At 76.0% G+C, this 17,979-nt stretch carries 20 protein-coding genes; 8 read left to right on the forward strand and 12 right to left on the reverse strand.

The window, feature by feature from the left end:
• Window positions 1-117: 117 nt before the first annotated feature.
• Window positions 118-573, reverse strand: a complete 456-nt coding sequence (locus ABZ497_RS32735; protein WP_359810741.1) for a hypothetical protein — start codon at window positions 571-573, stop codon at window positions 118-120.
• Window positions 574-694: 121 nt separating this feature from the next.
• Here ABZ497_RS32735 and ABZ497_RS32740 point away from each other — a divergent pair, with 121 nt between their 5' ends.
• Window positions 695-1,483: an alpha/beta fold hydrolase gene (locus ABZ497_RS32740; protein WP_359810744.1), complete on the forward strand. Its 789-nt coding sequence runs from the start codon at window positions 695-697 to the stop codon at window positions 1,481-1,483.
• A gap of 27 nt (window positions 1,484-1,510) precedes the next feature.
• On the opposite strand, the gene ABZ497_RS32745 is transcribed toward ABZ497_RS32740, so the two are convergent.
• Window positions 1,511-2,545, reverse strand: coding sequence for a LacI family DNA-binding transcriptional regulator (locus ABZ497_RS32745; protein WP_352297176.1), 1,035 nt, complete (start codon window positions 2,543-2,545; stop codon window positions 1,511-1,513).
• Between the two features lie 260 nt (window positions 2,546-2,805).
• Between ABZ497_RS32745 and ABZ497_RS32750 the strand changes: the two genes are divergently transcribed.
• Window positions 2,806-3,186, forward strand: a complete 381-nt coding sequence (locus ABZ497_RS32750) for an EamA family transporter (protein WP_359810747.1) — start codon at window positions 2,806-2,808, stop codon at window positions 3,184-3,186.
• A gap of 23 nt (window positions 3,187-3,209) precedes the next feature.
• Here the strand turns inward: ABZ497_RS32750 and ABZ497_RS32755 are convergent, their stop codons facing one another.
• The 5 genes from ABZ497_RS32755 to ABZ497_RS32775 form a co-directional block, all read right to left on the reverse strand.
• Window positions 3,210-3,989 carry a GNAT family N-acetyltransferase gene (locus tag ABZ497_RS32755; protein WP_329492058.1) on the reverse strand — a complete coding sequence of 260 codons (780 nt, stop codon included), beginning with the start codon at window positions 3,987-3,989 and terminating at the stop codon, window positions 3,210-3,212.
• A 106-nt stretch (window positions 3,990-4,095) separates the two neighbouring features.
• Window positions 4,096-5,190: an exo-alpha-sialidase gene (locus ABZ497_RS32760; RefSeq protein WP_359810749.1), complete on the reverse strand. Its 1,095-nt coding sequence runs from the start codon at window positions 5,188-5,190 to the stop codon at window positions 4,096-4,098.
• A 166-nt stretch (window positions 5,191-5,356) separates the two neighbouring features.
• Window positions 5,357-6,796: an NAD(P)/FAD-dependent oxidoreductase gene (locus tag ABZ497_RS32765; RefSeq protein ID WP_359810752.1), complete on the reverse strand. Its 1,440-nt coding sequence runs from the start codon at window positions 6,794-6,796 to the stop codon at window positions 5,357-5,359.
• The gene (locus ABZ497_RS32770; protein ID WP_329487004.1) at window positions 6,793-7,257 is read right to left on the reverse strand and encodes an OsmC family protein; all 465 of its coding nucleotides are present in this window, start codon (window positions 7,255-7,257) and stop codon (window positions 6,793-6,795) included. Before ABZ497_RS32770 ends, ABZ497_RS32765 begins: the two co-directional genes overlap by 4 nt.
• A 303-nt stretch (window positions 7,258-7,560) precedes the next feature.
• Window positions 7,561-8,325, reverse strand: a complete 765-nt coding sequence (locus ABZ497_RS32775) for an alpha/beta hydrolase (protein ID WP_359810755.1) — start codon at window positions 8,323-8,325, stop codon at window positions 7,561-7,563.
• A 131-nt stretch (window positions 8,326-8,456) separates the two neighbouring features.
• On the opposite strand from ABZ497_RS32775, the gene ABZ497_RS32780 reads away from it, so the two are divergent.
• A complete protein-coding gene (locus ABZ497_RS32780) occupies window positions 8,457-9,416 on the forward strand; it encodes a YafY family protein (RefSeq protein ID WP_359810757.1) in 960 nt (319 codons plus the stop codon).
• Between the two features lie 18 nt (window positions 9,417-9,434).
• On the opposite strand, the gene ABZ497_RS32785 is transcribed toward ABZ497_RS32780, so the two are convergent.
• Entirely contained in the window at window positions 9,435-11,018 is a 1,584-nt protein-coding gene (locus tag ABZ497_RS32785) for an APC family permease (protein WP_359810759.1), read from the reverse strand.
• Between the two features lie 169 nt (window positions 11,019-11,187).
• On the opposite strand from ABZ497_RS32785, the gene ABZ497_RS32790 reads away from it, so the two are divergent.
• A complete protein-coding gene (locus ABZ497_RS32790) occupies window positions 11,188-11,844 on the forward strand; it encodes a TetR/AcrR family transcriptional regulator C-terminal domain-containing protein (protein ID WP_329487000.1) in 657 nt (218 codons plus the stop codon).
• 157 nt (window positions 11,845-12,001) lie between these two features.
• Here the strand turns inward: ABZ497_RS32790 and trxA are convergent, their stop codons facing one another.
• Window positions 12,002-12,391 (reverse strand): thioredoxin, encoded by a 390-nt coding sequence (gene trxA / locus ABZ497_RS32795; protein WP_352296069.1) that lies wholly within the window; start codon window positions 12,389-12,391, stop codon window positions 12,002-12,004.
• Between the two features lie 223 nt (window positions 12,392-12,614).
• Between trxA and ABZ497_RS32800 the strand changes: the two genes are divergently transcribed.
• The 3 genes from ABZ497_RS32800 (at window position 12,615) to ABZ497_RS32810 (ending at window position 14,587) form a co-directional block, all read left to right on the forward strand.
• A complete protein-coding gene (locus ABZ497_RS32800; protein WP_359810762.1) occupies window positions 12,615-13,205 on the forward strand; it encodes a hypothetical protein in 591 nt (196 codons plus the stop codon).
• Window positions 13,206-13,277: 72 nt separating this feature from the next.
• On the forward strand, window positions 13,278-13,832 hold the full coding sequence (locus tag ABZ497_RS32805; protein ID WP_329486997.1) for a sigma-70 family RNA polymerase sigma factor: 555 nt from the start codon (window positions 13,278-13,280) through the stop codon (window positions 13,830-13,832).
• Window positions 13,829-14,587: a zf-HC2 domain-containing protein gene (locus ABZ497_RS32810; protein WP_359810764.1), complete on the forward strand. Its 759-nt coding sequence runs from the start codon at window positions 13,829-13,831 to the stop codon at window positions 14,585-14,587. The genes ABZ497_RS32805 and ABZ497_RS32810 overlap by 4 nt, the downstream gene beginning before the upstream one ends.
• Window positions 14,588-14,720: 133 nt before the next feature.
• On the opposite strand, the gene ABZ497_RS32815 is transcribed toward ABZ497_RS32810, so the two are convergent.
• The 3 genes from ABZ497_RS32815 to ABZ497_RS32825 form a co-directional block, all read right to left on the reverse strand.
• Window positions 14,721-15,347: a hypothetical protein gene (locus tag ABZ497_RS32815; RefSeq protein ID WP_359810775.1), complete on the reverse strand. Its 627-nt coding sequence runs from the start codon at window positions 15,345-15,347 to the stop codon at window positions 14,721-14,723.
• Window positions 15,348-15,629: 282 nt separating this feature from the next.
• Window positions 15,630-16,184: a DUF1990 domain-containing protein gene (locus ABZ497_RS32820; RefSeq protein WP_359810767.1), complete on the reverse strand. Its 555-nt coding sequence runs from the start codon at window positions 16,182-16,184 to the stop codon at window positions 15,630-15,632.
• A complete protein-coding gene (locus ABZ497_RS32825; RefSeq protein WP_359810769.1) occupies window positions 16,181-17,053 on the reverse strand; it encodes a YndJ family protein in 873 nt (290 codons plus the stop codon). The genes ABZ497_RS32820 and ABZ497_RS32825 overlap by 4 nt, the downstream gene beginning before the upstream one ends.
• A gap of 157 nt (window positions 17,054-17,210) precedes the next feature.
• Here ABZ497_RS32825 and ABZ497_RS32830 point away from each other — a divergent pair, with 157 nt between their 5' ends.
• Complete coding sequence (locus tag ABZ497_RS32830) at window positions 17,211-17,480, forward strand: DUF1876 domain-containing protein (RefSeq protein ID WP_329486993.1); 270 nt, start codon at window positions 17,211-17,213, stop codon at window positions 17,478-17,480.
• Window positions 17,481-17,979: the final 499 nt, after the last annotated feature.

The following is a 17,979-nucleotide window of genomic DNA, read 5'->3' on the forward strand; positions in this document are numbered from 1 at the left end:
CCAACTGCGTGCAACCCCAGAGTTGCACGTGGGTCGGCCAAGTGCAACCGGAGAGTTGCGCGTCGATGCGGCCTTCGACGGCGGGCGGCCCACGGCCCGCGCCCCGGTGTCCGGCGCTCAGTGCTCGGGCGGGGGCGCGAGCACCATCGGCCAGGCCTCCCCGCCGGCGAGCAGGTCGTCGAGCGTCTCGTCCGGGCCCGCCGTGAACACCACCGTCGCGGGCGCCGCCCGCGCGTACAGCTCCGGCTCCACCGCGGCCCCGGCCCGGAGCACCAGCACGGCCTCCGGGTCGACGGACGAGCGGCCGGTGAAGGCCGCGAGGTCCACGCCGGCCCGGTCGAGCGCCGCCGGGTACACGGCGACCTCGACCACCAGGCGGTCACCGGCCAGGGCGCGCTCGGCCCAACCGTCGGTCCGCACCAGGTGGAGCACGCCGTCGCCCTCGTGGCAGTGGGTACCGAGCCGGGCGACGGCACGCTCGGCCGGCGGGCCGTCGGGGTCGACGAGGAGGGCGACGACGGGCACGTCGGGCTCGTCGGGATCGATGCCGGGGCGGACGAGGAGCCGGGCCACGGGGGACCTCCGGGGTCAGGGCGGGCGGACGGGGTCACCGTAGGGCACGCCGCCGACGGAGCCCGCCGGTGCGGGGGCGAAATCGGGTGTGCCGTGCCCGGTCGATCCGTAGGGTGGCGCAATGATCATTTCTCATGAGGTGGCCGGGAGCGGCCCGGCGGTGGTCCTGCTGCACTCCACGGTCTGCGACCGGCGGATGTGGGACGGGCAGGTGCCCGCCCTGGTCGGAGCGGGCTTCCGGGTGGTCCGCTGCGACCTGCGGGGCTTCGGCGGGACGCCCGTCCCGGACCGGCCGTACGACAACGCCCGGGACGTCCTGGACCTCCTGGACGAGCTCGGGATCGAGCGTGCGGCGCTGGTCGGGGCGTCCGGCGGGGGCCGGGTCGCGCTGGCGCTGGCGGCCCGATGGCCGGACCGGGTGACGGCGCTCGCGCTGCTCTGCACCGCGCTCGCCGGGCAGGAGCCGAGCGCCGAACTCCGCGCCTTCGGCGAGCGCGAGGACGCGCTGATCGAGGCGGGGGACATCGCCGGAGCGACCGAGCTCAACGTGCGGACCTGGCTGGGCCCCGAGGCGGGCGAGGCCGTCAGGGAGCAGGTGCGCCGGATGCAGCGGCACGCCTTCGACGTCCAACTGGCCGCCGAGGAGGACTTCCCGCAGATCCGGGTCGAGACCGACCCGGCCGCCGTCACGGCGCCCACGCTGCTGGTCACCGGCGCGCACGACTTCGCCGACTTCGGCCGGATCGCCGACCACCTCGCCGAGCGCATCGCCGGTGCCCGCCGCCTCGACCTGCCCTGGGCCGGCCACCTGCCCGCCCTGGAGCGGCCCGACGAGGTCAACGCGCTGCTGGTCGACTTCCTGGGCGCCGGCGCCGGCCTCCTCGCCGGCGCGCAGGCCGCGGGGAGCTGAACGACGGCTCCGGGGCGGCTCGTAGGCTCAGGCGGCCGCCGCCCCCGGGCAGCCGCAGGAGCGGCGGATCACCAGACGGGCGGGGAAGGTGTGCGCGCCCGCCGGGACGGGCTGCTCGTTCGCCTTGGCGGTCAGCACCAGGTCCACGGCGGCCCGGGCCATCTCGCCCTGCGCGGTGGCGACGGTGGTGAGCGGCGGCCCGGCGATGACGGCCTCGGCGATGTCGTCGAAGGCGGCCACCGCGAGGTCTTCCGGCACCCGGATGCCGAGGTCGTCGGCGGCGCGCAGCAGTCCGATCGCCTGGTCGTCGGTCGCGCAGAACACGGCGGACGGCCGGTCGGGCCGGGCCAGCAGGGCGAGGGCCTCGGCGTGGGCCCGGACGCGGTCGAAGGGCGCGGGCGTCAGCCGGCCGTCGGTGGGCAGCCCGGCCTCGGCCAGGGCGGCCGCCCAGCCGGCGGTCCGCGAGGTCACCGGGTCGTTCGGGCTGAGCGCGAACGTCCCGCCGAAGCAGTGGACGTCGGCGTGCCCGTGGGCCAGCAGGTGGCGCACCATCTCGCGGGCGCCGCCGTCGTCGTCGGCGACCACGGCCGCGCCGGTCTCGGTCTCCGCCCGGTGGTGCAGCAGCACGACGGGGGTGCCGTCGGTGGCCTCGAACCCGGCCACCCCGGGGACGGACGGGTCCTGGGTGACCAGGATCAGCCCGTCCACCTGCATGCCGAGGAAGGCCCGGATGTAGTGCGCCTCCCGCTCGTCGGCGTAGTCGGAGTTGCCGATCAGCAGCAGTCGGCCGCGCTCGGCCGCCGCCTGCTCGACCATGTGCGCGAGCCCGGCGAAGAACGGCTGCCGGGCGTCCGGCACGACCATGCCGATCAGGTTGGTCCGGCGGCGGGCCATCGCCTGGGCCACCCGGTTCGGCCGGTACCCCAGCTCCTCGACCGCCGCCAGGACACGGGCGCGGGTGGCCGCGGCCACCGGTCGTGGTCCGTCGTTGATCACATAGCTGACCACCGCCGTCGACGTTCCCGCCGCCCGTGCCACGTCGTCCCGCGTCACCCTTGCCATGCCCGCGAGCCTACACATCACCGCTGACCAGGCCCGAAGACGCCGGACCGACCGGCGTCCGGAGTCCGGACGCGCCGGCCCCCCGGGAGGCGTCCGGCCGCCTGCCCCCCGGCGGCCGGCGGGCGGCGGCGCGATGGTCGGGCCGGCCTCGGAGGCCTGACCAGCCCGGCACGGGCACCCGCCTGAACGGGCACCCGCCCCGGCGCGGGTGCCCGCCCCGGCGCTAGTAGGTGTGATCGGCCGTCACGTCCGCCGAGAGGTTGAGCGCGCGTTCCGCCGCCTCCCCCCGCAGGGCCAGCAGGGTCAGCGTCAGCGCGTCGACCACCGCCAGGTGGACCAGCCGGCTGGCGGTGGTCTCCAGGCCGAAGACGAGGTCCTGCCCGCCGGCGACCAGCGTGTCCGGCGCGGTGGTGCCGGTGGGGATCGTCGGCGGGGTGCTCTCCCTGACCGCCTACGGGCTGGTGGTCTGGGCGCAGTCCCGGGGCAGCCTGGCGGCCGTCGCCGCGCTGCGCGAGACGAGCATCGTGATCGCCGCGCTGATCGCGACCGTGGTCTTCCGCGAACGGCTCGGGCGGCTGCGGATGACCGCGAGCGCCACCGTCCTGGCCGGGATCGCCGTGCTGGAGCTCGCCCGTCCGTAGCGGCCGGGCGAGCACCGGGCGGCTCAGGGGACGATGACCGTCAGCGTGCTCCTGGTGAGCCGGAATCCGAGCGACTCGTACAGCCGGCGGGCCGCGTTGCCCTCGGTGACGGCCAGCCCCATCCCGGGGTTCCCGCGGCCGGCGAGGTCGGCCATCACCCGGCGCATCAGGTCGCGGCCGAGCCCCGGGTAGCCGAGCTCCGGGTGCCGGAAGACATGGGCGATCCAGGGCAGGCCCTCGTAGTCGGTCACGACGGCGCCGGCCACGACCCGGTCGTCCGCGTCCACGACCAGGGCGCTGGACGGCAGCACGGGGCCGACCACCCCGCCGGCCAGCAGGCTGCGCAGTTCCTCCCGCGAGGTCCGCTCGTCGTGGTCGGGGCGGTGGTCGGGGTGGCCGGGGCCGAACGCGGCGCCCAGCGCCGGGGCGAGCTCCTCGGCGGTGCGGTCGCACGGCACGCTGCGGTACCCCTCCCGCAGCGGGGTCCGCGCCCAGTCCGGCCATCCGGCCGGCGGCGGATCACCGGCGAGGTCGCGCAGCATGGTGTGCCCGAGCCGGAGCGGGCGGGCCCCGCGGCGCCGCAACCGCTCGCCGAAGCCCACCCGGCTGGAGACGACCCAGCCCGACATGTCCGTCAGCACGAACTCCACCGGGTCGACGGCGCTCACGGCCTCGCCGCCGGGCGTCCCCGGGCCCATGACCTCCAGCAGGCCGGCCCAGGGCCGGCCCTCCCGCTCGCCGCGCTGGTAGCGGACGACCGGAAGGCCGTCGGCGTCGCGCCCGAACTCCCAGTCGGGTTCCATCTCTGTCACGCGGTCCATCCGATCTCCGAGAGCCGTCCTGCCTCCGCCATGCTCGTCGGGCGGCCGTTCGTGGATCAAGTGGCCGGGGTCTGCCTGCCCGGTCCGGTCACGACACCGTCGCCGCCCTGACACAGAGCACGTCCGGCAGGTGGGAGAGCAGCAGCGACCAGCTCTCGCCCTCGTCGGGGCTGCCGTAGACCTCGCCGGTGCGGTTGCCGAAGTAGATCCCGGCCGGTTCGGCGTCGTCGGTGCGCAGGGCGTCGCGCAGGACGACGCCGTAGTGGTCCTCGCCCGGCAGGCCGTTGGCGAGCGGCTGCCAGCTGTCCCCGCCGTCCTCGGTGCGGTAGACCCGGCAGCGGCGGCCCGGGGGGATCCGGTCGCCGGCGCCGCCGAGCGGGAAGAGGTAGGCGGTGTCGGCCCGGCGCGGGTGGGCGGCGACGGCGAAGCCGAAGTCGGCGGGCAGGCCGTCGGTGACGGAGCGCCAGCTCGCGCCCGCGTCGTCACTGCGGTACACGCCGCCGTGGTTCTGCAGGTAGAGGCGGTCCCGCCGGACGGCGTCCGGTGCGATCTTGTGCACGCACTGGCCGAACTCGGGGTACTGGCTCTCCTCCGGGAAGAACTCCGCGCGCAGCCCGGTGTTGGAGGGCTCCCAGCTCGCGCCGCCGTCCTTGCTCCGGTAGACGCCGCCGCTGGAGACGGCGACGAGCAGGCGTCCGGGGTGGCGCGGATCGGTGAGGACCGTGTGCAGCCCCTGGCCGCCGTACCCGGCGCCCCATTCGGACCGCTGCGGATGGTTCCAGAGCGGCTCGACCAGGGCGAAGGTCTCGCCGCCGTCCTCGGAGCGGAACAGCGCCGCCGGTTCGGTGCCCGCGTAGACCACGCCGGGCGCCTCCTCCCCGGCCGGCTGGAGCTGCCAGACCCGGGTGAGCGACGCTCCGGTGTGCTCGGGGAAGCGGACGGCCGGCTTCGCCGGTTCGAACCAGCTCGCGCCGAGGTCGTCGGAGCGCCAGACCGACGGGCCCCAGTGGCTGCTGTCCGCACCGACCAGCAGCCTGGTCCGGCCGCCCCGGCGATCGATCGAGACGGCGTAGATCGCGTTCATCGGGAAGTGCGGCCCGCTGAACTCCCAGTCCGCCCGGGATCGGCTGCGGCCGAGAAAGAGGCCCTTCTCCGTCCCGACGGCCAACAACACCTCGGTCATACCGGCCACCACCTGTTCGGCGCAACGGCCCCCACCGGACACCCCTCCACGGGCCAGTGTCCCGCCACCCGCCCGGGGCCACACCTTGCCACGCCGACGCGGCGAGGTGCCGGGAGCGGTGCGGCGGCCGGCGCCACCCGGGTGGCGCCGACCGCCGCACCGGAGCTCAGCCCCGGCAGCCCTCCAGCAGGCGCAGCCACACCTCGCTGATCGTGGGGTACGCGGGCACGGCGTGCCAGAGCCGGTCGATCGGCACCTCGCCGACCACCGCGACGGTGGCCGAGTGCAGCAGCTCGGCCACCCCGGGGCCGACGAAGGAGGCACCCACCAGTACCTGACGGTCCTGGTCGAAGACCACCCGGGCCCGCCCCCGGTAGTCGTCGCCGTACAGCGAGGCGCCGGCGACGGCACCGAGGTCGTGGTCGATCGACCTGACCCGCAGCCCGGCCCGCTCGGCCGCCTCCAGCGTCAGACCGACGGCCGCCACCTCCGGCTCGGTGAAGACGACCTGCGGCGCTCCGGCGCTGTCGGCCGACGCGGCGTGCGCGCCCCAGCGCGCGGTGTCCAGTGCCCGCCCCTCGGCGCGCGCGACGATCGCCGCACCCGCGATCCGGGCCTGGTACTTGCCCTGGTGGGTGAGCAGCGCCCGGTGGTTCACGTCCCCGGCCGCGTACAGCCAGTCGCCGTCGACGCCGAGCACGGTGCAGCTGTCGTCCACCTCCATCCAGGTGCCCGGCTTCAGGCCGACCTGCTCCAGGCCGACGTCCGCCGTGCGCGGGGCCCGGCCGGTGGCGTAGAGCACCTCGTCGGCGGTCAGCCGCTCGCCGCCGTCCAGCACCAGCGTCACCCCGGCGCCGTCGACGCGCTCCAGCGAGGCCACCGCCGCGCCGAAGCGCAGGTCCACCCCGGCGGCCCGCAGGCCCTCCGCGACCAGCTCGCCCGCGAACGGCTCCATCCGGGGCAGCAGCGCGTCGCCGCGCACCAGCAGGACGACCTCCGAACCGAGCGCGCGCCACGCGGTGGCCAGCTCCACGCCGACCACGCCGCCGCCGACCACCGCCAGCCGCCCGGGCACGGTGGCCGAGCCGGTCGCCTCCCGGTTGGTCCACGGCCGGGACTCGGCCAGGCCGGGGACGCCCTCCGGCAGCACCGGCCGGCTGCCGGTGCAGACCGCGACGGCGTGCCGGGCGGTGAGCAGCCGCTCGGTGCCGTCCTCCGCCTCGACCGTGACCGCCCGTTCGCCGGCCAGCCGGCCGTGCCCGCGGACCAGCTCGATGCCGGTGTCACGGAGCCACTGGACCTGGCCGTCGTCCTGCCAGTGCGAGGTGAACGAGTCGCGCCGGGCCAGGACGGCGGCCGCGTCCAGCGCCCGGTCGCCGACGGCCTCCCGCGAACCGGCCACCGCGCGGGCGCCGGCCAGCGCGGCCGCCGGGCGCAGCAGCGCCTTGCTCGGCATGCAGGCCCAGTAGGAGCATTCACCGCCGACCAGTTCGGCCTCCACGATCACCGTGCGGAGCCCGGCGGCGGCGGTCCGGTCGGCGACGTTCTCGCCGGTCGGGCCGGCGCCCACCACGATGACGTCGTACTCCTCGGGGGTGGTCGTCACGTGCGGTCCTCCGTCGTGTCGATGGTCACCCCGGCGCGCAGGGCCAGGGTGACGGGCGTGCGTTCGCAGACGTCGAGCAGCCGGGCGCGCTGGTCGTCGTCCAGGGCGCCGGTGAGCGAGACGAGGCGCGAGACCCGTCCGTGCTGCCCGTCCGTCTCGTAGTCGAGCCTGACCCGGACGGCCTCCAACGGCCACTCCTTGCGCGCCGCGTACATCCGCAGGGTGATCGCGGTGCAGGAGCCGAGTGCGGAGAGCAGCAGCGCGAACGGCTCCGGCCCGGTGTCCGAACCGCCGCGGCGCACCGGCTCGTCGGCGGTCAGCGGGTGGGTGCCGGCCAGCACGTCGACGTGGAACGGCACGTCGGCGCCGCTGCCGGTCACCTCGGCGGTGGTGACCCGCCGGAACCTCGGCGGCGCCGCGGCCGCCTCGGCGCCGGTCGTGCTGGTCGGGGTCTGGCTCATGGCGGGCGGCCTCGCTCTCGTTCGGTGGCACGGGCGCCCGGAGGGACACGGGCGCCGTGCCCATCCTGCGCCGCCCGGCCCGCCGCGCGCAGCCGAACACGCGGGCGAGTGCGCTGAGGGGCAAGCACCCGGGCGCGCAGAGGGTGGATCACCGGGCCGGGCCGCCGCGCACAGCGGCGCGCCGACCCCGCCCGGGCCCCCACGATCACCCCCCCACGATCACCGGCCCCTACGACCACCGGGCCCCCACGATCACCGGCCCCTACGACCACCGGGCCCCCACGATCACCGGCCCCCCCACGATCACCGGGCCGCGGAGCCTTCCGGGCCCACCCGCTCCGCGAGTTCCGCCAGCACCGCCGCCGTCTCCGCCGGCCGGGAGAACATCGGCCAGTGCCCGGTCGGCAGCTCCCGCAGCTCCCACTCCGGGCCGCCGAGCTGCGCGAAGTACGGATGGCCCGAGGCGATCATGGCGCGGACCTGCTCCAGCGGGAACGAGCAGGAGATCAGCGCCTTCGGCAGGTCCGCCCCGGCGCCGGTCAGCCGCAGCGGCTCGGTGAAGGTGGCGGCCGGCTGGTCGGTGGCGCGCTCGCGGACGGCGGCGCGGGCGGCGTCGTCCAGGCCGTCCGCGCTGCTGCCGGCGGCGGCGAGTTCTTCCCAGGACGGCAACGGGTGGCGGCCGTCGACCAGGGTGGCCAGCACGTGGGCCCGGTGCTCGGGCTCCCAGAGGTCGCCCAGCGCGGCGCCGTCGGGGACGGGACCGCTGTCGAGGTAGACCACCCGCCGGATCCGCTCGGGCATCCGGTCGGCCGCACCGGTGACCGCGGTGCTGCCGCCGCTGTGGCCGACGAGGACGACGTCCCACAGGTCCTCGCGGGTCAGCAGGTCGGTGAGGTCGGCGATGTGGGTCTCCACGCCGACCCCGGGCCCCGGCTCGGCGGCACGCTCGGCAATCCCGGCCGGGGTCACCGCGTGGACGGTGTGCCCGGCCTCGCGCAGCGGGCGGGCGACGTCGTCCCACGCCCAGGCGCCCAGCCAGAAACCGGGAACGAGAACGAAGGTACTCATGGGACCACTCCTTGTCCGGGGGGAATCCGTCAGGACCGACTCTAGGATCGGAGCCGGACAGATCTCGCCCGGATTGATTCCGGATCCCGGCCGGGTCGGCACGGGCCGGCCGGCCGACGAAGGGGGAGCCGATGAACCACCCGGTCAGCCGGGTCCTGGCCCTGCTGGAGCTGCTCCAGGCCAGGCCCGGCCTCACCGGCCCGGAGCTGGCCGCCCGCCTGGAGGTGGACGAGCGCACGGTGCGCCGGTACGCCGCCAGGCTGGCCGACCTCGGCATCCCGGTGCAGGCCGACCGCGGCCGCTACGGCGGTTACCGGCTGCGCCCCGGATTCCGGCTGCCGCCGCTGATGCTCACCGCGGACGAGGCGGCCTCGGTGGTGCTCGGACTGCTGGCCGGTCGCCGGTCGGGGCTGTCGGTGGGGGAGCAGGCCGCCGAGTCGGCGCTGGCCAAGATCCAGCGGGTGCTGCCGACGGAGCTGCGCGAGCGGGTCGAGGCGGTGGAGCAGACCCTGGGGCTGACCTCGGCGCCCGCCGCCGGCCCGAGTCCGGCCGGAGCCGCGCTGTTCGCGCTCGCCGAGGCGGCCCGCCGCCGGCGCCGCGTCCGGCTCGCCTACCGCGACCGCCTGGGCGTCCCGAGCGAGCGCGAGTTCGACCCGTACGGGCTGGTCTTCCACTCGGGCCGCTGGTACACCACCGGGCTGGACCACCGCAGCGGCGAGCTGCGGACCTTCCGGCTGGACCGGATCGGGACGGCGGAGCCGAGCGGGACGCCCTTCGAGCCGCCGGAGGACTTCGACCCGGTCCAGCGGGTGGTGGAGTCGCTGGCCTCGGTGCCGTGGACGCACGAGGTGGAGGTGCTCCTCACGACCACCCTCGACGAGGCCCGGCAGCGGATCCCGCCCGTGGTCGGGACGCTCACCGCGGCGGACGACGGCCGCGTCCTGCTGCGCGCCCGGGCCCAGAACCTCGACGGGTTCGCGGTGATGCTGGCCGGGCTGGGCCGGCCGTTCACCGTCCTGCGCCCGGACGCGCTGCGCACGGAGGTCCGGGCGCTCGCCGCCCGGCTCGCCGGGTGGGCCGAGCAGGGGTGAGCGGGCCCGGGCACCGGATCAGTGCACGGCGGGCGCGAGCTCGTCCGTGACCGGCCGGTCCTCGGAGGCCCCGCCGCGCATCAGCCGCTGCGGCCGCCGGACCAGCAGGTAGCCGACGCCCGCCAGGGTCACCAGGCCGACGCCCAGGAGCGCGGCCCACACCTGGTACCAGGGCGCGCCGGGCGGCGCCAGGATGCTGCGCGGCCAGCAGATGTTGACCACCTCCAGCCCGGTCCACAGCACCGCCAGGGCGTTGATCACCGTGCCGGCGCGCCCGTACGAGACCTGGCCGGACGGCCGCCACACGCCGCGCAGCCTGGCCACCAGCGCGGCCACGCTGAGCAGGAAGAACGGCAGGAAGGTCGCGGCCGTGCCGAAGGTGATCAGGCTGCCCATCGCGGTGGACTCCAGCCCCAGCGGCAGCGCGGCGGAGCTGACCACGGTCGCCGCGACCAGCCCGCCGATCGGCGCCCGGTGCCGGTTGACCCTGCGGACCCGGTCGGCGAACGGGAAGACGCCGTCCCGGGCCAGCGAGTAGAGGCCGCGGGCGGCGCCGCCCTGCGAGGCCAGCAGGCAGGCGGTGAACGAGATCAGCACGACGACCACGAACGGCTTGGCGGACCAGTCGCCGAAGGCCGAGGTGACGGCGGTGGTGACCGGGTCGAGGTCCTCCCCGCGCACCACGGCGGCCGGGTCGGGGTGGGCGAGTTCCACGGCGACGGCGTTCAGGATCACCACGACGCCGACGCTCATCAGCGCCCACCACATCGCCCGCGGGACCTGCCGGCTCGCGTCCTTGGTCTCCTCGGCGGTGGAGACGCACGCGTCGAAGCCGATGAACGCCCATCCGCCGACCGCGATCACGGCCAGGAAGGCCGCTCCGGTGGAGACCCCGGCGGTGGCGGGGGCGTCCAGGAGGTCGGTCACCAGGCCGAAGCCGTGCGCCCGGAAGAGCAGCAGCAGCGCGAGCCCCACCAGCACGGAGGCGACCGTCTCGGCGGCGATGCCCAGCGAGACGAACCGGCGCAGCACGTTGACGCCGTAGGCGTTGACCAGCGTGCAGGCGAGCAGGAACGCGGCCGACACCAGCACCAGTTGCGCGGGTGTCGGGGTCACTCCGAAGAGCGCGAAGAACCAGGGCGAGGCGAGGTAGGCGACGGTGGTGTTGGCGAACATCACCGCGAACTGCCACATCCAGCCGGTCAGCCAGGCGAAGGTCGGCCCGGTGAGGCGCCGGCTCCACTGGTAGGCACCGCCGGCCAGCGGCCACTGCGAGGCGAGTTCGGAGTAGACCGCCACCACCAGCATCTGGCCGAGCAGGCAGACCGGCAGCGCCCAGACCCAGGCGCCGCCGGCCACCCCGAGGCCGACCTGGCCGACGGCGTAGAGGCCGACCACCGGGGAGACGACGGCGAATCCCATCGAGATGTTGCCGAGCACGCCGAGGCTGCGGCGCAGCTCCTGGTGGTAGCCGAGGGCGGCGAGCCGCTCGGCGTCGGACCGGGCCGCACCGCTGTCGCCGGTCGGGCTGCCGCCGGAGGGGGCGGTGCCCGGGCCGCCGGGCGTCACGCCGCCGCGGGCTCTCGGGAGGTTGTCGGTCATGGGGCGTCCACCTTGCCGTCACCCGTGGTGAGCCCCTCGGACGGGCCCGCCACAGAAAACTAACTTTGTTAGTCAGGGACGGTAACCCCCTCACCCGGGGCAAGGGAAGAGTCGAGACCGGGCTGTAATACCGTGGGGCCGACGCAGCCGGCAGGGAGGGACGACGAGCGTGGGACGACCGACCAGGGCGTTGCTGAGCAGGGAGATCATCGCCAGGGCCGCCCTCGCCGTGGTCGACGAGCAGGGCTCCGACGGCCTCACCATGCGCGCGGTGGCCGACCGGCTGGGCGTGAAGGCGGCCTCGCTCTACAACCACGTGAGCGGCAAGGACGACCTGATCGACGGGCTCGCCGAGCTCGTCAACGCCGAGATCGACCTGGGGCCGCTCGACGGCACCGATCACCGGGAGTGGCGGACCGGCCTCACCGCCTACGTCCGCGGCTACCGCGCCGCCTTCCTGCGTCACCCCCACACCATCGCGCTGCTGGCCCGCCGCCGGGTCGGGGCCGACCTCCAACTGCTCGGCTACGAGGCCCTGCTCGGGGCGCTCGGCCGGGCCGGGCTGGCGCCCGCCGACGCCGCCGAGGTCGCCGCCGCGGTCGACTACCTGGTGCTCGGCTCCGCGCTGGAGACCTTCACCGCGGGCTTCACCCGCCCGCCGGCCGAGTACCGGCCCCGCTACCCGGCCCTCGCCGGTGCGCTGGAGGCCGCCGCCGAACGCGGCGGCGGGCCCGGCTCCGGGGCACCCGGGCTGGACGAGCGCGGCTTCGAACTCGCGCTGCGCCTGTTCCTGGACGGCCTCGCGGCCCGGCTGCCCACGCCCTGACCGGGGCGCCCCGGCGGACAGCGTGACGACGGCCCGCAACGGCGACGGGCCCGGGGGCACTCGCCACCCGGGCCCACCGTCGCGGAGTCACCCGCGCCGCCGTACGACCGGCCCCGGGCGGCTCCGCCCGCCCTCCCGCCCGCCCCGACGGCCGCGCTCAGGCCTCCGGGCCGCCGTTCTGCTCCGCCGCGACCTTGCGCTTCACCTCGGCCATGTCCAGCTTGCGGGCCTGACCGATCAGATCCTCGAACACGGCCTCCGGCAGCGCGCCCGCCTGCGAGAACACCAGCACGCCCTCGCGGATGATCGCCAGCGTCGGGATCGACTGGATGCCGAACGCGGCGGCCAGCTCCTGCTGCGCCTCGGTGTCGACCTTCGCGAAGACCAGGTCCGAGTGGCGCTCGGCCGCCTTCTCGTAGACCGGGGCGAACTGGCGGCACGGGCCGCACCAGGCCGCCCAGAAGTCGATGAAGACGAAGTCCTTACCGTCCTGGCCAGGGACGATGTCGTCGAAGTTCTCCTTGGTCAGCTCGACCGTGTTGCTCATCTCGCGGTTCCTGCCCTTCCGGGGGTGGCGGTCCAGGCCATCTGCCCGGCACAACCGCGACCGTCCGCGCACTATTCCGGAGCCCCCTCCCGCGGATTTCCCGGCCGGGCGTTGAGTGCTCCGCCGTCGGCGCCCGTACTGGTGGGTGTCCGCGTCAGCGCGGTACGAACAGCGCGGTCCGTGTCCGAGCGGCCGTGCGCGTCCAGCCGGGGGAGAAGCACCCATGCGCAGCAACAGTCGCACCACCCGTACCAGTCGGATCGCCGTGCTCGCCGCGTCCGGGATCGCCGTGGGCGCCCTGGTGGCCGGGTGCGGGTCGTCCGGCTCCGGCAGCGGCGGGTCCGCCACGCCCGCCGGCTCCGGCGCCGCCCCGACCGCGCCCGCGACGCCGAGCAGCCCCGCCGCCCCCGCCGACGCCACCCTGAAGACGGCCACCGACCCCAAGCTCGGCACCATCGTGACCGACAGCGCCGGCTTCACCCTCTACCGCTTCGACCAGGACACCGCGCAGCCCCCGATGTCCAACTGCAACGGCAACTGCGCCTCGATCTGGCCCCCCGCGCCGGCCGACGGCTCGGTCACCGTCAAGGGCATCGACAGCAAGCTGGTCGGCACCGTCACCCGGGCCGACGGCAGCAAGCAGCTCACCCTGAACGGCTGGCCGGCCTACCGCTACGCGCCCGACAAGCAGCCCGGTGACACCAAGGGCCAGGGCGTCGGCGGCACCTGGTGGGCGCTGACCCCGGCGGGTGGCAAGGCGGGCGCCGCGAGTTCCGCCCCGAGCACGCCGGCCGCCCCCGGCGGTGGCTACTGACCCGCCCCGACGACGGTCCGGACCGGACGTGGAACCCTCGACCCGGAGGTACGGGTGCGCGAAAATGGCGTCGTGACCGACGAGCACCGCGGTGGCGGTGCGCCCGCACGCGGCGCCGCCGCCCCGGACGAAGAACTGATGCGAGCCCTGTACCACGAGCACGCGGGGCCGCTCTTCGGCTTCGTCCTCCACCTGGTCGCGGGGGACCGCCAGCGGGCCGAGGACGTGGTGCAGGAGACGCTGGTCCGGGCCTGGCGCAACATCGACCGGCTCGACCCGGGCGGCGGCTCGCTGCGGCCCTGGCTGGTCACGGTCGCCCGGCGGATCGTCATCGACGGCCACCGCAGCAGTCTGGCCCGCCCGCGCGAGGTCGACCCGGCACCGCTGGAGCTGCTGCCCGCGGAGGACGAACTGGACCGCGCACTGCGGCTGATGACCATCTCGGAGGCGCTCGGCGACCTCTCGGAGGCGCACCGGCAGGTCGTCGTCGAGACCTACTTCAAGGGCCGCTCGGTGAACGAGGCGGCCGCCGAACTCGGCATCCCGGCCGGTACCGTACGGTCGCGGGTGTTCTACGCGCTGCGCTCGCTGAAGCTCGCGCTGGAGGAACGGGGAGTGACATCGTGACATCGTCCGAGCCCGGACCGACCGGCTCCGAGCAGGGCCACACCGCCGGCGGCGAGCACCTGGACGTCGGCGGCTACCTCCTCGGCCTGCTCGAACCGGCCGAGCGCGACGCGTTCGCGGCGCACCTGGCCGGCTGCCCGCAGTGCACCCGGGAGGTGGCCGAACTCGGCTTCGTGGAGCCGCTGTTGGCCGAGTACGCGGCCTCCGCCGAGGCCGCCGGGATCGATCCGGCAGGGCCGGCGCCCCGGCCGGACGGGCGACTGTTGGACCGGCTGGTCGCCGAGGTCTCGGCAGGCCGACGGCGGGGGAGGGTGCGGCGGCTGGTCCTGGTCGCCGCGGCCGCGGTCCTGGTGGTCGCCGGTCCGGCCGTCACCGCCGTCGTGGTCACCGCGGACTCCACGCCCGGCGTGGTCGCCGTCGCGGCCCAGCAGTTCACCGCCACCGACCCGACCACCGGCGCGCACGCCGTCGTCGGCGTCGACGGCAAGGGGTGGGGCAGCCAGGTGAGCCTCGAACTCTCCAACGTCCAGGGCCCGTTGAGCTGCGACCTGGTCGCCGTCTCGCACACCGGGGAGCGCTGGACGGTGACCAGCTGGAGCGTCCCCGCGGCCGGCTACGGCACCACCGGCGCGGCCCCGGCCGCCCTGCGGACCACCGGCGGCACGGGCCTCCAGCCCACGGACATCGACCACTTCGAGGTCCGCACCCTGGACGGCGCCACCGTCCTGGTCACCGTCCCGGTCCACCCGGCCTGACCCGGGCGCGGCCTCCCCGGTGCCCGCGCGCCCAGGCCCCCCGGGCGGGCGGGCGGGGGCGGCCGCCGTCTGCCGTACGGACCTCGTCGGTCCGCCCGGCGGTCGGGCGGGCGGCGGGGTCGGGGGGCCGGTGCTACGCCTCCTCGGTGTCCGCCCCCAGGCCCACCGCGCGGGCGAGGGCGGCCGCCAGCGGCGCGCGGCGGTCGGGACAGTGGTCCGCGGCCCAGGCGTCGGCCAGCCGCAGGAAGGCGGCGAGCTCGTCCGCCGCTGCGGTGACGAGGCGGCGCAGTCCGTCGAGCGGCAGCTCGATGACGGGACCGTCCCGGACGGCGCTGTCCGGGGTCAGCCGCACGAGCGTGCCCTCGCGCCGGGCCTCCGGAGTGGGGTCGTGGCCGAAGAGGGCGAACCCGTCGCCGTCCAGGACTTCGTACCAGTCCTGCCACTCCTCCAGCCCGTTGCAGCAGCCCGGACGAAGGGCGGTGCCGGTGGCCGGGGCGAAGACCCGGAAGCCGCCGGGGGCGACCGGGTACTCCGAGGTCAGCAGGCCGTGCAGGAACCGGCCGGCCGGGTCGCCGGATCCGGCCGGTTCCTCACCGGGGCCGGGCTCGGCCTCGTTGCGGTCGGCGATCTGCATCACCGCCGTACCGACGTCGGCCGGGCTCATCGCGGCGCCCAGCGGGAGGAAGCCGTACGGCTCGTACGGGCCGACGGGCCAGAGGTCGAAGCCGTCGCGGCCGGGCGTCTCCAGGACGGGCTGCATCTCGATCACCGGGCGAGTCTGACGCACCCCCGCTCGGGACGGCGCCCCGTTGTCGGGGGTCGTGCCCCCGGGGCTTCGGCTGCCCCGGGCCGATCCGGCAGGCCGGCCGGTGTCCGCCGCTCCCGGCGGGCGCTGCCGCTCCGGTCCGGTCATGCGTCGCGGCCGGCACCTGCGGTTACCGCCTCGCCTGAGCCCGCCGGCTGCGGATACCCGGGCCGGTCCGGAACGCCGACCGTGCGTCGCGTCCCCCGCCCGCGCCCCCGCCCGCGCCCCCGCCCCCGGCTACCGCCCCGCCGACGCCCGCTGTTCCGCCGCTGCGGCGATCCGGGTCAGGGCGCGGGCGCAGCGTCGGGCGAAGAGCCGCTGGCCCAGCGGGAGCAGCGGGCCGGCGAGGTGGGCGAACCAGCGGTCGGGGCGGCTGAAGGCGTTCACGGTGAACCGGACGGCCTTGTCGGGGCCCATCTCGACCAGGAAGGTCTCCTCGCCGACCGCGAGGTGCCCGCGCCGGGTGCCGTACGCGAAGCCGAAGCGGTCGGGGCCGTCCGCGCTCCAGATCACCCGGCAGGGGGCGGCGGCGCGCACCGGTCCGAGGCCGATCGCGCAGGTGACGGCGGTGCCGGGGGTGGCCCGGGTGGCTTCGGCGGCGATGCGGACGCCGGCGGCGCGGTGCATCCGCCAGTCGAGCACGGCGGCTCCGGCGGCTTCCAGGGCGGCGCGGCCGTGGCCGATCAGGGCGCGGTGGCGGAGGTGGTGGTAGCCGCCGGGCAGCGGGCGGTCGGGGGTGGTGCTGGCGCCGGTCTCGGGGTAGTTGAGGTCGGTGGCCCGGGGGCGGTTCATCGCAGGGCTTCCTTCGGGTGGGGGAGGCGCGTGGTCGGCGCCTGGGGTCGGGCGAGGCGGCGCCAGGCGAGCAGCGAGCAGAGCGCGAAGCCGAGGGCGTTGCCGACGCCGTGGGTGGCGGCCATCCAGGTGAGGGTGGGGTGCGGGACGCCGGAGGCCTCGCCCAGCGCCCACCAGAGCGCGAGCAGCATGGTCGCGGCGAGGACGGCGGAGGCGGTCCCGAGCAGGACGGCTGCGGGCCGGTCGGCGGTGCGGGTGCGCAGGTCCCGCCAGGTGAGCAGGCCGACCAGCCACATCCCGGTGGTGAGCACGACGGCTCCGGCGAGTTCGGCCCAGTCGTCGACGAAGTAGCCGGCCAGGACGAGCAGGGTGCCGAGCGGCACGCTGAGCGCGGCCCAGCGGGCGGCGGTGCTCTCCGGCGCGGCCCGGCAGACCAGCCCGGCGACCAGGGCGGCGGTGAACCCGGCGTAGTGGAAGTGCGGCACGGTCAGCGCCAGGATGTCGAGGTCGAAGCCGAGGAGTTCGTGGCCCGAGCGCTCGGCGACCAGCGCGAGCCCGGCCACCGAGGGGGTGGCGAGGGCGGTGAGCACAGCGATCTCGCGCGGCGCGAGCGAGCGGGTGCGGGCGAGCCGGGCCGGTGCGTGGGCGGCCAGGGCGAGGGTGCCGAGCGCGTAGAGTGCGGCGCAGCCGGTCGCGAGGCCGCCGCGCGGCAGCCAGAGCGACAGTGCGCCGGGGACGGCGGCCAGGGGCCAGAGCCGGCGGACGCGGGCCAGCCCGGGCTCGTCGATCAGGGTCAGGCCGAGCGGGATCACGGCGCCCATGCCGAGCAGGACCAGCAGGTCGACCAGCTCCGCGGTGCCTCTGCCCATGGTGGCCGCACCCCTTCCTTGAACACGTTCAAAGCCTTGCGCCAGTGACTGTACGCGGCGCACTTGAACGTGTTCAAGTCGAGCTGGAGCCGCCTCCCCTGGTGCTCGCGCCGCAGGCGGCGCACTCTGGAGAAGGAATCTCTGGAGGTGATCCGCCATGCAGACACTCGTTGGTTGGCACATCGAGATGGAGTTCCGTGAGGAGGGGGCGCGGACGGCCGCCGCCGCCCTGCTGAGGCTCGGTGACGGAACCGAAATCCGCGCCCACGGCTACACCAGCCGCCACCCGTCGGACCCGGAGCAGCTGCGGGTCGGCGAGGAGGTCGCCGCCGCCCGGGCGCTCAACGATCTCGCCTCGCAGCTTCTCACCAAGGCCCACGGCGAGATCCAGGACGCCAGTCCCGTCCCGTCCCACCCGCTGTCGTGACGGCGCCGCAGGTCGGTGCCGGCTCCGGGGCCGAGGAGCCAAGAAGGGCCCGCATCCCGCTGATCTGTCCGCGCTGCGGGCGGGAGCAGCAGGTCGTCCCGGGTGGTCCCGACCGGGCCGTGCGTGTCGTGCACGCCGGGACCGGCCGGGAGGCCTGCGAGCCGGGCGACCTCGCCACGGCTCCGGACGACGTGGGCTGAGCCGGGCCCGTCCGGCCCGAGGACGAAGGCGACCCGACAGGCGTAGGCGACCCGACAGGCGTAGGCGAACCCACGGGCGCAGGCGAACCCACGGACGACGGCGACCGCGCCCTTCCGTTCACCGTCTACCTCGCCAGCGGCCACGTCGGCGGTGAGATGCGCTGGGAGGGGTCGACCGCCAGGACCACGGGCGCCCCCGCGCTCACGGAACCGCGGGCAGCTCACCGCGTCGCCGGCCGGGGCGGGGTCCCTGCATCAGAGGGCGGGGTCCCAGCATCAGTGGGCGGGGTGCCACTCCA

Origin of the sequence: Kitasatospora sp. NPDC005751, assembly GCF_040630835.1 — a bacterium.
Taxonomy (GTDB): Bacteria; Actinomycetota; Actinomycetes; order Streptomycetales; family Streptomycetaceae; genus Kitasatospora.